A 14,588-nucleotide genomic window follows, 5' to 3' on the forward strand; every position below is an offset into this window, starting at 1 on the left:
TAAGTCGCGATGCGGCTCCGGGATTGCCTGCGGAAAGCGTGGGCGCCGGAAGGACGAGTTCGAACATGTTATTTGTCAACAAGCTGGGGCTCGCATTTGCGAGCCCCTTTCTACGTGTAGAGTCACATGTATGCGGGTAATGATTATTATGTTGCTAAAAGGAGGTGTTGGATCTTCATTCAGAAGATCGTGCTTATGGACTTATCAAAATGGCCAATTGTCAACTGGGTCGCTTTTCTAGCGACCGTCGTCATCAATTATTTTGCGAGCGGGGATAATGCCGCGGTTTCAGACCGGATTGACATCTACTTTAAACCGGCGGGTTACGCCTTCTCCATTTGGGGCGTCATCTATGTCGCATTACTTGTCTGGTTAGTCTTACAATTGAAAAAAGGGACGACGGCCAACCGACAGGCCGAACGTATGAAAGCAGGATTCCTGATTTCATGTGTGTTGAACGGATTGTGGCTTCTCGCATTTACGAATGAGTGGTTCGTACTCTCGCTCGTAATCATGGTGTCATTCTTAGCGTCTCTATGCTGGCTATACTATATTGCATTCCGCACATCTACAAGTTGGCTCGATCGTTTCCCGTTCTCAATCTATATCGGTTGGGTGTCGGTCGCAACGATTGTCAATACGTTCGTCGTGATGAAGACAGAACAGATCACTTCTTTATTAGGTCTTGATGAACTTGCATGGACATCGCTCATGCTGATGGTCGGTGTTGTATTAGCTCTACTCTTCATGTGGTGGCATCACGATTTCATCTATCCACTCGTATTCGTTTGGGCATATATCGGTATTTTCGCAAGAATCGAAGAAGGGACACTGTATGTCGTCATCGTCAGTGCGCTAGCACTGCTCGCGATTGGATATATCGGTTTGATCTTGTGGAAGCGTCCGAAATCGTTTCTACATCATCCACGTAAAACAGTAGAACATTAAGTTAGAAAAGGATATCTTAACAGATGTCCTTTTTACGTTCTTGAGAACCTATAAATAAATAATATTTATGGATATTTATTCTTTATCTAACATAACTAAAACAGTAAAACCTATTGATATCAGCTATGTATACGCTTTCAATCGTAACAGTTCCAATTCCTATTATGCAAAAATACATACAGTCCACTTGATTTTTCAGAATATTTAGAACAAAATGTTAATTATGAAACTGTGAGTGAAAGGGGTCGATGATATGAGTCGAGTTGGACTGTATGACTCAAGATTTGAGAAAGACGCGTGCGGGATTGGATTATACGTCAATTTAAACGGACTAAAAAAACATGAGATTGTCCGTAAATCACTTTCGATGCTATGTAAATTAGAGCACCGAGGAGGGCAAGGTGTTATCGATGCCGGTGATGGTGCGGGTATTATGACTGAAATCCCACATGAACTTTTCACGCAAACGATGAACCTTCCGTCACCTGGTCGTTACGCTGTCGGAATGGTTTTTTTTCAGCCATCAGACGATCGGCTACAGGAAAAAATAAAACGGATGGAACGCATGGCAGATGAATTAGACTGTTCGACCATCGAATGGCGCGAAGTACCCGTGGACGCAACGCAAATCGGGGAACATGCACGCGTGACGCAACCGGTCATTTATCAGTGGTTCATCTCTTGTCCGTTTCTTGATGAAGATGCGAATGAACGTGTGTTCTATGAGCTCCGACGAAAGATTGAAAAAGTTGAATCACTAAACTTATATATTGCGAGCCTGTCGACGAGAACGATTGTATATAAAGGAATGCTGACGCCAGTTCAAATTGATGCCTTCTATTTGGACTTGCAATCACCGCATTATAAGAGCACGTTCGGAATCGTTCACTCTCGCTTCTCAACAAATACGTTCCCTTCATGGGAACGTGCACACCCAAACCGGATGATTGTCCATAATGGGGAAATCAACACGTTACGAGGCAATATCGATGCGATGCGCGCTCGCGAAGGGGTCACATCGACCGATCTGTTTGAGGATGTGAATCATTTGTTCCCAGTTCTCCAAGAGGACGGCAGTGACTCGTCGATGCTCGATAATGCCTTCGAGTTCTTCACACGCACCGGTCGATCGATTGCGCATACGGCGATGATGTTAATTCCCGAACCGTTTGTTGAAGGCAAGATGGAACCGTTCAAACGTGACTTCTATCAATATCACTCATCCATCATGGAGCCGTGGGATGGTCCAACGGGCGTCGTCTTTACCGATGGGCGACAGATTGGTGCAATTTTAGACCGGAACGGGTTACGTCCGATGCGTTACGTCGAGACATTGGACGGAGAATTGATCCTGTCATCAGAGACAGGCGTCATCCCTGTCGACGCAGAGAACGTCAAATCAAAACAGCGCCTACGACCTGGACAGTTGCTCTTGATCGACTTGATTGAGAAGCGGATGATTCCCGATCAGGAAATCAAGGAGACGATTGCAAAGTCGGAACCGTATCACAAATGGCTCAAACAAATGATGAAAGTGGAAGATAGAGGTGTTCAGGAACAAGACCTCTCAGAACTCGATCGTGTGCAACGCGCGTTCGGGTATACAAAAGAGGATATCGAACAGTATATGATTCCGTTGATCAACGACGAGAAAGATCCGATTGGGTCGATGGGACATGATCAACCAATCGCAGTTCTCTCTACCCGTCCTCGGTCGCTCTTCCATTACTTTAAACAACACTTCGCGCAAGTGACGAACCCGCCGATTGATGCTTTACGGGAGAAAATTGTCACAGCGACGTTCACTTGGATTGGTCCGCAAGGTGATCCGGTCCATACCGGGCGCGGTCATGCGAAACGTGTGTGGCTGGATCATCCAATCATCGATGGTTCGACACTCGATCAAATTGGTGAGCGACTCAAACTCGCTCGCGTCGATACGACGTTTACAAATGATTTAGAGGCGTCGCTTGAAGCCCTTTTGCAACACGTCAGCGAAATTGTACGAAATGGTGCGAACGTCATTGTCCTATCTGACCGTTATATGTCACGTGATCGGGCTGCGATGCCGGCGCTCCTCGTGCTCAGTGCCGTTCATCAACATTTGATTCGTGAGAACTTGCGATCGAACTGTAGCGTGATTTGTGAAAGTGGCGAAGTGCGAGAAGTGCATCAGGCTGCCACTTTGATCGGTTATGGGGCCGATGCGATATACCCTTACGTTGCCTATGCAACGATTCAACACTTAGTCGAACATGAACAAATCGCTCATTCATTTGAAGAGGCAATTCGCTCCTATCAAAAAGCTGTCGTTGAAGGCATCGTCAAAATCATGTCGAAAATGGGAATCTCGACGATTCAAAGTTATCGTGGGGCTCAAATTTTCGAAGCGGTCGGATTAGACCATGAATTGATTGAAACGCATTTCCGGGGAACGACGTCTCAGCTATCAGGAATCGGATTCGTTGAATTAGAAGACGAGGCAAAAACGCTCCACAAAGACGCATATGAGACAAATCGCCCGCTTGAAGCAGGAAGTGATTTCCAATGGCGTGCAGACGGAGAGGAACATGCGTTCAATCCGAAGACGATTCACTTGTTGCAACACGCCTGCCGTGAGAATGAACGAAAATATTACGATGCCTACGTGAAGTTACATGAGTCGTCGGGACAATTTATCCGTCAGTTGTTCTCGTTTAAGGAACAACGTCCGGTACCGATTGATGATGTGGAACCGATCACGTCAATCGTACGTCGTTTTAAGACGGGAGCGATGTCATTCGGATCCTTGTCGAAAGAAGCACACGAGACGCTTGCTATTGCAATGAACCAAATCGGTGCGAAAAGTAACTCCGGTGAAGGTGGGGAAGACCGGACCCGCTTCGTCCCGGATGAATTCGGAAACGAGCGCATCAGTCGCATCAAACAAGTGGCGAGTGGCCGTTTCGGCGTGACGGCGGAATATCTATATCATGCCGATGAGATTCAAATCAAGATGGCACAAGGGGCAAAACCAGGGGAAGGTGGACAACTTCCAGGGAACAAGGTGTACCCATGGGTCGCCGAAGTCCGGGGATCGGTTCCTGGCGTTGGACTTATCTCGCCGCCTCCGCATCACGATATTTATTCGATTGAGGATTTAGCACAACTCATTTTTGACTTAAAACATGTGAACCCGAATGCAAAAATCAGTGTCAAACTCGTTTCAAAATCAGGGGTTGGGACGATTGCAGCAGGCGTGGCGAAAGCGAACGCGGATACGATTGTCATTAGCGGATATGACGGTGGGACTGGTGCATCTCCGAAGACATCGATTAAGCATACAGGTCTCCCTTGGGAACTCGGTCTCTTAGAGTCACATCAAACGCTCACATTGAACGGCCTCCGGGGAAGAGTCACGCTCGAGACGGACGGGAAGCTTATGACGGGTCGCGATATCGTCATGGCGGCCATCTTTGGGGCAGAAGAGTTTGCGTTTGCGACAGCACCACTCGTCGTCCTCGGATGTATCATGATGCGCGCTTGTCACTTAGACACTTGTCCGGTCGGTGTGGCGACACAAGACCCGGTACTTCGTCAGAAATTTATGGGGAAACCAGAGCATGTCGTCAACTTGATGACGTTCTTGGCTGAAGAAGTGCGGGAAATCTTGGCGTCACTCGGTGTGACATCACTCGATGAAGTAGTTGGTCGAACGGATCTACTCGAAGAAAGCGTGTGGAAGACGAATCATCCGAAAGCGGGACGTCTAGATTTGTCTCCAATGCTTTCGATGCCGACACCGCTATCGGAACGAGAAGAACTCGCTCATCCGGCATACCGTTCATACGATCATCGTAAGCTCATACCGGCCGTATCACGTTCCATTACTTCTGCCCAACCAACGTTCTTCGTAGGTCGCATCCGAAACACCGATCGAGCGGTCGGGACACAGTTAGGTTTTGAAGTGACGAAAGTTCATGGTCAGGTTGGTTTACCGGACGATACGATTTCGCTTCGCCTTAGTGGATCTGCCGGACAAAGTCTGGGTGCATTTTTACCGAGTGGCATTACCATCTCAGTCATTGGCGATGCGAACGATTATATCGGCAAAGGCCTGAGCGGAGGGAAACTGGCATTGATTGCTGAAAAGCATGCGCCGTTTGATGAAAGTGAACAAATGATTGCCGGTAACGTCTGCTTATACGGAGCGACGAGCGGTCAGGCGTTTTTCAACGGACATGTCGGTGAGCGGTTCGCCGTTCGTAACTCTGGTGCGACGGCAGTCGTCGAAGGAGTCGGGGATCACGGGTGTGAATATATGACCGGTGGCACTGTTCTTGTACTCGGACAGATTGGACGAAATTTTGCGGCCGGTATGTCCGGTGGTACAGCTTATATTTACGGAGCGCAAGCCTATGAACAACTCGTCAATGAGGAGCTTGTTTCCGTCGTACGGGAGTTGGACGATGAAGATATCGAACAAATTTATGCGCTTCTTGAAGCGCACCAATTCCACACAGATAGCGTCAAAGCACGGACGATTTTAGAGTCCTTTGAACAAGTACGTTCACACTTTGTGAAAGTCGTTCCAAGAGACTATGCGAACGTCTTAGACGTGATGCGTCAAATTGAGGCAAATCGTCCTGAATTGAGTGAGGCAGACCGAGCACTAGAATTGTTCCGTGTCGTGACTGAAGGAGGTACCGTATGAAACATAACTTTTTGAACATCGCGCGAACGACGCTGCCAGAACGTCACGTCGAAGAGCGGGTGAGGGATTATGATGAATATGCGTCTCGTATGGATGATCAATCCGTTCAACAACAAGCCGCGCGTTGTATGGACTGCGGCACACCGTTCTGTCATGTCGGTGATTTGATTGGTCAGGAGACGATTGGATGCCCGATTCACAACTATATTCCTGAATGGAACAAGCTCGTCACGAAAGCGGACTGGATGGGTGCATACCATCGATTGATGGAGACGAACAACTTCCCGGAGTTCACGGGAAGGGTTTGTCCGGCACCGTGTGAAGGATCGTGTACACTCGGGATCAGTGAAGATCCAGTCGCCATCAAATCCATCGAGCGAACGATCATCGACCGGGCATTTGAAGAAGGATGGGTGAAACCGAGACTAGTTCATCGAAGAACTGGGATGTCGGTCGCCATCATCGGAAGTGGTCCTGCTGGTCTGGCCGCCGCTGATCAATTGAATCAATTGGGTCATTCGGTCACCATCATCGAGAAGTCGGATGAAGCGGGAGGACTGCTCATGTATGGAATCCCAAACATGAAACTCGATAAAGATGTCGTAAGACGTCGCGTTCGGTTACTCGAACAAGAGGGTATTGTCATCCGGACGAACGTCGAGGTTAGTACAGATGTAACGGTCGAATCGCTTCGGAACGAATACGATGCGGTCATCTTGGCGACCGGAGCTCAAAAACAGCGCACGCTCGGGATTGACGGAGATGATGCCGCTGGCGTTGAAATGGCGATGGATTATTTGACGGCATCTATGCATGAACGTAAAGGGGCTCCCCTTGCCTCTGGTTATGACGCCAAGGACAAAGATGTCATCGTCATTGGAGGAGGAGATACAGGAGCGGACTGCGTGGCGACGGCAATTCGTCAAGGTGCAAAATCAGTCGTTCAATTTGGGAAGCACCCGTCAAAAGGGTTGCTCCGTGCACCAGAGAAACCTTGGCCACTTCAACCTGACACGCTTACGACCGATTATGCGTATGCGGAATCACTCGCGGTCTATGAGAAAGACCCGAGAACATATTTGATTCGCTCCAACCAAATCGTCACGAAAGAAGGACGTGTCACAGGGATTGAAACGGAACGGATGACGAAAGTCGTCAACCCGGATGGTCAAGCGACTTTCTTCGTAGAGGAAGATTCGATGGAGACGTACCCGGCGGACCTCATCCTCGTCGCCATTGGATTTGAACGACCAGAGCACGAGTTGCGGAAAATCGGCGTCGAGAAGACGAAAGATTTCCATACGGAAACGGATAACGTCTTTGTCGCTGGGGATGCGAAGCGGGGGCAAAGCCTGATTGTATGGGCAATTCGAGAAGGACGAGAGGTGGCAGAAGTGGTCGATGCGTATCTCGATACTTGCAAGACCGTTTTAAAAACCTCATCATAAAAAGGAGCGACAACTGTCGCTCCTTATCTTTTGTTTAGGAGGAGTTTTATGTTCACCGAAATCCTCATGTATACGGGAATCTGGTTTATTCTCATTCTGATTTTATTAGGAACCATTTATTCACGACGGAAAAAATGATCAAAGCACCATCGCGGCAATCACCCCGAAGATGATGAGTGGAATGTTGTAGTGTAAGAACGTTGGCCAAACCGTTTCACGAAGGTGATCGTGTTGACCGTCAGCATTCAATCCACTCGTAGGTCCGAGGGTCGAGTCACTCGCAGGACTCCCGGCGTCACCAAGAGCACCTGCAGTCCCGATGATGGCAATCGTCGCCTCGACAGAGAAGCCATACTGTACACAAAGCGGTACGAAGATGGCCGCAATGATTGGAACAGTTGAGAAGCTCGAGCCGATGCCAAGTGTAATGACGAGTCCGACAAGTAACATGACAAGAGCTGCAATCATTTTAGAATCACCCATCAAATCGCTCGCACCGTTGACGAGCGGATCGATGGCACCTGTTTCACGAATAACGGCTGCGAATCCACTAGCGGCAATCATGACGAAACCGATGAATGCCATCATGCGCATCCCGCTCGTGAAGATGTCATCGGCCTCTGACCAAGGGATGAGGCGGAAAATCGAGAGTAAGATTAGTCCTGTCACCGCTGAAGCAATCATCGACTCCGTCTGCAATTGGACGACGAGGACGATGAGAACGACGGCAAGCGTCATGATCATCTTGAAGCCACTCATTTGACGAACTTCATAGTCAGATGGTCCGAGTGCAATCGTTTCGTACGTTCGTGGTTTCCGGTAGTGAATGAACGCGGCAATCAATCCGACGACCATCCCTAATGCCGGAATTCCCATAATCGAGATGATATTGACGTCTCCGACAGCTAAGCCGTTCGCTTCAACGTTTGCAATCAAAATCTCATTCAAGTAAATGCCACCGAACCCGACTGGTAGCAACATATACGGTGTCACGAGACCGAACGTCAAGATGGTTGCGACGAGGCGGCGATCTAACTTCAACTCATTGAATAAGACGAGTAACGGCGGAATCACGATCGGGATAAAGGCGATGTGAATCGGGAGTACGTTTTGTGAGCTGATTGACAACAATAAGAGAAGCGACAATAAGAACGCTTTGACGTACATCACGCGCTTGCCTGACACGTCACGACCTGACATCGCAATTAACTTTTCAGCTAAGACGTCTGGTAGACCCGTCTTCGACAATCCGACGGCGAATGCTCCGAGAAGCGCATAGCTAAGGGCGATGCTCGCTCCGCCGCCAAGACCGTCGCTGAAGGCGGTCAACGTATCGTTAAATCCGAGCCCTCCAACAAGCCCTCCGACAAGCGCAGCTAATATTAAGGACAATACAATATGCACACGACTAATGGCGAGTGCAAATAAGACGATGACTGCAAGTAATACTGCGTTCATATCCATCCAACACCTTTCACAATTTCTTTCTCTTGGTATCACTTTAATATGATAAAGACTTTTTGAAATTTAACATATGATGTGACCCTTGTCAAATCGATTATGAAAAAAAGCGATAACTCGTGAAAGTTATCGCTTACGTGTTACAGATCGACGTTGTGATACACTTGGCGAACATCTTCCAAGTCTTCGAGCACATCGATTAATTTTTCAAACTGTTCTTTCGAATCGTCATCGAGCGACACTTCGTTTTGTGGAAGCATCGTCAACTCAGCGACGGCGAACTCTTCAACCCCGGCAGACTTGAATGCAGTCTGAACGGCATGGAACGCTTCTGGCTCGGCATAGACGATGACCGTCTCATCTTCTTCGATGACGTCACGAACGTCAAGGTCGTGTTCCATCATGAGTTCAAGGACATCATCTGCCGACATTTGATTGACACCGATGACGGCTGTCGCATCAAACATGTAGGCGACCGAACCGCTGACACCCATGTTTCCTCCGTTTTTACCGAAAGCCGCACGTACTTCAGATGCTGTACGGTTCACGTTATTCGTCAACGTATCGACGATGACCATCGAACCGTTCGGTCCGAATCCTTCATAGCGAAGCTCATCGAAGTTTTCTTCGTCGCCACCTTTTGCTTTATCGATCGCGCGATCGATAATCGCACGGGGCACGTTATACGTCTTCGCACGCTCCACAACGAATTTTAATGACTGGTTCAACTCAGGATCAGGTTCCCCTTGGCGGGCGGCCACATAAATCTCGCGACCGAACTTCGCATAGACGCGACTCGTGTTCGCGTCTTTTGACGCCTTCTTCTCTTTAATGTTGTTCCATTTACGACCCATTACATGTCATCTCTCTTTCCATTTGTACGTAGATTCATTACAGATTATATAAGAAGTTGCGTGAATTGACGAGAAAAGTTTTACTCGTCGCCCTTATCCATCTTTTCAACAATCTCGGTGAGCGTCTTCAAACTGTCAATGAGGCGGTCGGTTTCATCTTCGTTTAAAAAGGCGAGACGCTCCTCAAAAAGCCTCCGGAACGAGTCTCTCCGTTCGAGTAAAATACGCTCACCTTTCTCTGTCAACTGGTTCCAAATGACACGGCGGTCCCGTTCATCCGGTACGCGTGTAATATATCCTTCATTTAACAGTTTCGTGATGAGCGGGGTAACATTGGGCGGCGCGATGGAGAGTGTTTCACTAATTCGTCCATTTGTGACAGCCCCCTCGTCCTCAATCAACATCAACAGATGGAAATGAGAGAAATTCAAGTTCGGAATTTGTGGGAAATCAGATCGACGTAGCAGTTTACGACGAATTAAAGGGATCAGTTTGACGAACTGGTCCGCAGCATCTTGTTTCGGCATAGTAGATTCACTTCCTAGTTAGGTTCTATTTTCATTATACACGAGTTAGGTGCAGTTGAACCTAAAAACGGGTTGATGTGATGATTGATACATCATCATAGAAATAGAACCGACACAATTAATGTAAGCGTTTACATTAAATTATTTATTTGTTTTCATGAAAACGTATTTGATTTTACTGAGGACACAGTTAAAAATCAAGGGCTATCAACAAATGACAAAAAAATATTGTGAAAGAGTTCACATTGTTGTCACCCACAAACTCTGAAAAACATTGTATTCTATGAATGTGAAGGAAAGCACAATCTCTTGAAAGCAGTCATCACATTGTGTCTTCCATCAAGTCAATATGTTCATTAAAAGCTCTCAATTATGAGGAGGAACCTAACATGGCAGTCAAAGAGAAAGCAAAAGTGGAAACTACGGCAGAACAAATGGTGGATACGCTCGTAGCGGGTGCACATGCCGCACTCGATACGTTGATGACGTTCGACCAAGAGAAAATCGATCAGATCGTACAAGCGATGGCGCTCGCTGGACTTGAGCAACACGTCGCACTTGCGAAACTAGCACATACAGAAACAGGTCGCGGTGTCTTTGAAGACAAGATGATCAAAAATATCTTCGCGACAGAATATATTTACAACTCACTCCGTGGAGAAAAAACAGTTGGCGTTCTTGAAGACGACGTTCAAAACGGAATCACATACATCGCAGAACCAGTCGGTGTCGTCGCTGGGGTCACACCGGTCACAAACCCAACATCGACAACGATGTTCAAAGCGATCATCGCGATCAAGACACGTAACCCAATCATCTTCGCGTTCCATCCATCCGCTCAACAGTGTTCAAGTGAAGCGGCACGTGTCCTTCGTGACGCAGCGGTAGCGGCAGGTGCTCCTGAAAACTTGATTCAATGGGTTGAAGTCCCGTCGCTCGACGCAACAAAAGCACTCATGAATCACCCAGGTGTGGCGATGGTTCTTGCGACTGGTGGGGCAGCAATGGTCAAATCAGCTTACTCGACTGGTAAACCAGCACTCGGTGTCGGACCTGGTAACGTACCGGCTTACATCGATAAGACTGCGAAAGTGAAACGTGCCATCTCAGACGTCATCCTCTCAAAAACGTTCGACAACGGTATGATTTGTGCGTCTGAACAAGCAATCATCGTCGACCAAGAAGTTTACGAAGAAGTGAAGGCAGAAATGACGGCACTCGGTTGCTACTTCTGCTCACCTGAAGAAAAAGCGAAACTCGAAACACTTGTCATTCGCACGGACACATGTGCGGTCAACCCAGAAATCGTCGGGAAGCCAGCAGCGTGGATCGCTGAAAAAGCAGGTCTCAACGTACCGGCTGATACGAAAATCTTGATCGCTGAACTTGAAACGGTCGGCGCAACTGAACTTCTTTCTCATGAAAAGTTGAGCCCGGTTCTCGGTGCTTATAAAGTACAGTCACGTGAAGAAGGATTCGCCATCGCTGAAAAAATGCTCGAAATCGGTGGTCTCGGTCACACAGCGGTCATCCACTCAACAGATGACGATGCGATCCTTGACTTCGGTCTTCGCATGAAAGCTTGCCGTATCATCGTCAACTCACCTTCAGCACACGGTGGAATCGGTGACCTTTATAACGAAATGACACCATCCCTCACGCTCGGCTGTGGGTCATATGGTAAAAACTCCGTCTCAGAAAACGTGACGGCGAAACATCTACTCAACGTGAAAAAGGTGGCGAGACGTCGCGTGAATATGCAATGGTTCAAAGTACCTGAAAAAATCTACTTCGAGAAAAACTCGGTGCAATACCTTCAATCGCTCACAACGAAAAAACGGGCGATGATCGTCACGGATGAAATGATGGTCAAACTTGGATTCGCTGACAAAGTCATCAAGAACTTGCCAGCAGGTGTCGAGTACCGCATCTTTGACCAAGTCGAGCCAGACCCATCTGTCGAAACGGTCATGAACGGTGCCGAAGCGATGCGTCACTTCCAACCAGACATGATTATCGCACTTGGTGGTGGATCACCAATGGATGCTGCGAAAGGAATGTGGCTCTTCTACGAACGTCCAGAAGAGAAGTTCTCAAACCTTCGTCAGAAATTCATGGATATTCGCAAACGGACGTACAAGTTCCCGACGCTCGGTAACAAATCAATGTTTATCGCCATCCCGACAACTTCTGGTACAGGTTCTGAAGTGACACCGTTTACCGTCATTACAGACAAAAAACGTAACGTGAAATATCCGATTGCTGACTATGCGATCACACCAGACGTTGCAATCGTCGACCCTGAGTTCGTCATGACCGTGCCAGCATCAATTACGGCTGACACAGGAATGGACGTCATGACGCACGCGATCGAAGCATACGTTTCAGTCATGGCGAATGATTACACGGACGGCCTTTGCCTCCGCGCCATCAAGATGATTTTCGACTACCTACCAAAAGCGTATGAAAACGGTAGCGATGCGGAAGCACGTCAGAAAGTGCACAACGCTTCAACGATGGCTGGTATGGCGTTCGCGAACGCGTTCCTTGGAATCAACCACTCGATCGCTCACAAAATCGGTGGAGAGTTCCACGTACCACACGGTCGTACGAACGCAATCCTTATGCCACACGTCATCCGTTACAACGCGACACGCCCATCAAAACTTGCGGCGTTCCCGAAATATGAGTCATTCATCGCAGACGAGCGTTACGCAGAAATCGCACGTTACCTCGGCCTCCCGGCAAGTACGACAGCAGAAGGTGTCGAGTCACTCGTCCAAGCGATTATCGAGCTCGGTCAACGTTTGAACATCAAACTCTCGTTCAAAGCACAAGGCATCAAGAAAGCAGAACTCGATGCGAAGATTGACAAAATGGCAGTCGACGCATTTGAAGACCAATGTACGACGGCAAACCCGAAAATGCCGCTCGTTGAAGAATTGAAAGAGATCATGTACGCGGCATACGAAGGCGTATAAGCAATAGAATCTGTTCTGGTGCCCGTTCGAGAGAGCGGGCACTTTTTACGATTTTAAAAATGATTACTTCGAGACCGAAGTTCTTAACTTATCTTGCCTTTTTTAAAAGAGAGAAAATAAGTATGGAACTAGCAAGACTAAAATAATTCCGATTGTAAAGATAGAAATGACCTTCAACATGTCTTTTCTTAGTTTTTTCTCCAAAAGGACCACCTCCAGTATGATTAGTTCAGACTTTTACTTTTCATGACTAGTTTACCTTCTTACAGAGTGAATGATTTGGATGTACTTAGCGATATATGAGAGCTGAAAATGATATAAATAATTCTTTAGAAAATATAATTTTATTGATAAAAATAAGATAGTCATTGCATAAATTGCATTTTATAATAAAAATTGGCACACATAGCCAATATCATTACAGAGTGGAGAATAATGAATGTTAATCATGATCGGTCTGCTACGTTCGGTAGCGACAATATTCCTTGTTATTAATCCGATTCATCCGACACCGCTCGAGACAGCGAAATATTTTTCGTCAGTCGACCGGAGTGCAGATAGTTGGGAAAGTGCTGACTTTTTTGAAACGCTTGGAAGCGATTTGCAGGTTGAAATGGAGCGAACTGTTCACTACACAGAGCGGACGACATATTGGTCAGAACTCCAGATTGAAGGTGAGGCGTTTGAAGGGTATTCAAACATGTTGTTTGAAAAACCGTTTAAAGGGACGATTTTACATATGCGATGGGGACAAGATATTCCCGACGTTAAAGGAAAAGTGATTGTGTTACCGACGACCGAGTTTTCTTATGATAACGGCGAAGATGCCTATACGGTCGACTACACTGGAGAGGTGTTAAATGACCGAGAAGCGAACGCTTATTTGTCATCACTTGCTTCAAAAGGGGCTGCTGGGTACATCATCACACCGTATGAAGATGACTCATTGGATGTGGGTTACTTGATTACGTCATCATATTTGCCACTAGACGGTACAGGGATAGACTCGGAAACGGCAGAACAGCTGAGAGATGGACAAAAGGTGAGGATTGAGCCTTACCGCGAAGAGATCCCATATGTCGAATTTATCCAAACGGGTAAGTCAGACCAGGAAATCATCATCATGTCACGACTTGATTCTACATGGCACGGCGCACATTATTTATCGACCGTCGGCCCGTCAACAGTCTTATATCACCTGATGCAGGTGATGGATGATGAGTTGCCTGAGTACACGATTCGATACGTCTTCTTGAACGGAAATGGTAATTCAAGAGAGGCGAGTGACGATTTCCTTGAACGGATAGCGGGACAAAAAGAAAAAGTGGAAACGGTCATCATGCTTGATATTCTTGGAACTGGTGACGGTCCACTATATGTTCGAACGAAAGGGATGAAATCATATCCAATTCTTGAACAGTCTCCTTTCGATGAATTAACAGTTCGTTCGTTGGGAAGTTCTCCGGGTGATGCTTACGATGAGGCTGGACTTCCATATATTATGCTAAGTGATTCATTAGAAGGAAGTTGGCATGTGTTTACGGAGAAGGACACACTCGAGCGTCTGACGAAAGACGGTTTATCCGATGCTGTCAACTGGCTTCACGCTTGGTTAACTGATTGATTACCTACCATATGTCGCTGTCCGATGTGACGCCGACATATTTTTTTGGTCG

At 47.2% G+C, this 14,588-nt stretch carries 8 protein-coding genes; 5 read left to right on the forward strand and 3 right to left on the reverse strand.

Translation table 11 applies throughout. The features are described 5' to 3' along the window. Window positions 1-195 precede the first annotated feature (195 nt). From KNO92_RS14010 to KNO92_RS14020, 3 genes are all read left to right on the forward strand, one after another. Window positions 196-948 (forward strand): tryptophan-rich sensory protein, encoded by a 753-nt coding sequence (locus KNO92_RS14010; protein ID WP_214761809.1) that lies wholly within the window; start codon window positions 196-198, stop codon window positions 946-948. Between the two features lie 253 nt (window positions 949-1,201). After that, complete coding sequence (gene gltB, locus KNO92_RS14015; protein ID WP_214761811.1) at window positions 1,202-5,641, forward strand: glutamate synthase large subunit; 4,440 nt, start codon at window positions 1,202-1,204, stop codon at window positions 5,639-5,641. Further along, the gene (locus tag KNO92_RS14020) at window positions 5,638-7,089 is read left to right on the forward strand and encodes a glutamate synthase subunit beta (protein ID WP_214692125.1); all 1,452 of its coding nucleotides are present in this window, start codon (window positions 5,638-5,640) and stop codon (window positions 7,087-7,089) included. Before gltB ends, KNO92_RS14020 begins: the two co-directional genes overlap by 4 nt. A gap of 138 nt (window positions 7,090-7,227) precedes the next feature. On the opposite strand, the gene KNO92_RS14025 is transcribed toward KNO92_RS14020, so the two are convergent. From KNO92_RS14025 to KNO92_RS14035, 3 genes are all read right to left on the reverse strand, one after another. Then, entirely contained in the window at window positions 7,228-8,547 is a 1,320-nt protein-coding gene (locus KNO92_RS14025) for a Na+/H+ antiporter family protein (protein ID WP_214761813.1), read from the reverse strand. A 143-nt stretch (window positions 8,548-8,690) separates the two neighbouring features. Next, window positions 8,691-9,404 (reverse strand): YebC/PmpR family DNA-binding transcriptional regulator, encoded by a 714-nt coding sequence (locus tag KNO92_RS14030; RefSeq protein ID WP_074034528.1) that lies wholly within the window; start codon window positions 9,402-9,404, stop codon window positions 8,691-8,693. Between the two features lie 80 nt (window positions 9,405-9,484). Continuing rightward, the gene (locus KNO92_RS14035) at window positions 9,485-9,931 is read right to left on the reverse strand and encodes a MarR family winged helix-turn-helix transcriptional regulator (protein WP_031423822.1); all 447 of its coding nucleotides are present in this window, start codon (window positions 9,929-9,931) and stop codon (window positions 9,485-9,487) included. A gap of 389 nt (window positions 9,932-10,320) precedes the next feature. Between KNO92_RS14035 and adhE the strand changes: the two genes are divergently transcribed. Both adhE and KNO92_RS14045 read left to right on the forward strand, forming a co-directional pair. Beyond that, window positions 10,321-12,912, forward strand: a complete 2,592-nt coding sequence (gene adhE, locus KNO92_RS14040; protein WP_214692136.1) for a bifunctional acetaldehyde-CoA/alcohol dehydrogenase — start codon at window positions 10,321-10,323, stop codon at window positions 12,910-12,912. Between the two features lie 439 nt (window positions 12,913-13,351). Next, window positions 13,352-14,536 carry a zinc-binding metallopeptidase family protein gene (locus tag KNO92_RS14045; protein WP_214692138.1) on the forward strand — a complete coding sequence of 395 codons (1,185 nt, stop codon included), beginning with the start codon at window positions 13,352-13,354 and terminating at the stop codon, window positions 14,534-14,536. Window positions 14,537-14,588: the final 52 nt, after the last annotated feature.

This window comes from Exiguobacterium sp. s129 (assembly GCF_018617585.1).
Lineage (GTDB): Bacteria > Bacillota > Bacilli > Exiguobacteriales > Exiguobacteriaceae > Exiguobacterium > Exiguobacterium aestuarii_A.

Bases quoted from the DNA above. Each gene is read 5' to 3' on its own strand.
- KNO92_RS14010 (WP_214761809.1), top strand. From the start codon at position 196: ATGGACTTATCAAAATGGCCAATTGTCAACTGGGTCGCTTTTCTAGCG.
- gltB (WP_214761811.1), top strand. From the start codon at position 1,202: ATGAGTCGAGTTGGACTGTATGACTCAAGATTTGAGAAAGACGCGTGC.
- KNO92_RS14020 (WP_214692125.1), top strand. From the start codon at position 5,638: ATGAAACATAACTTTTTGAACATCGCGCGAACGACGCTGCCAGAACGT.
- KNO92_RS14025 (WP_214761813.1), bottom strand. From the start codon at position 8,547: ATGAACGCAGTATTACTTGCAGTCATCGTCTTATTTGCACTCGCCATT.
- KNO92_RS14030 (WP_074034528.1), bottom strand. From the start codon at position 9,404: ATGGGTCGTAAATGGAACAACATTAAAGAGAAGAAGGCGTCAAAAGAC.
- KNO92_RS14035 (WP_031423822.1), bottom strand. From the start codon at position 9,931: ATGCCGAAACAAGATGCTGCGGACCAGTTCGTCAAACTGATCCCTTTA.
- adhE (WP_214692136.1), top strand. From the start codon at position 10,321: ATGGCAGTCAAAGAGAAAGCAAAAGTGGAAACTACGGCAGAACAAATG.
- KNO92_RS14045 (WP_214692138.1), top strand. From the start codon at position 13,352: ATGTTAATCATGATCGGTCTGCTACGTTCGGTAGCGACAATATTCCTT.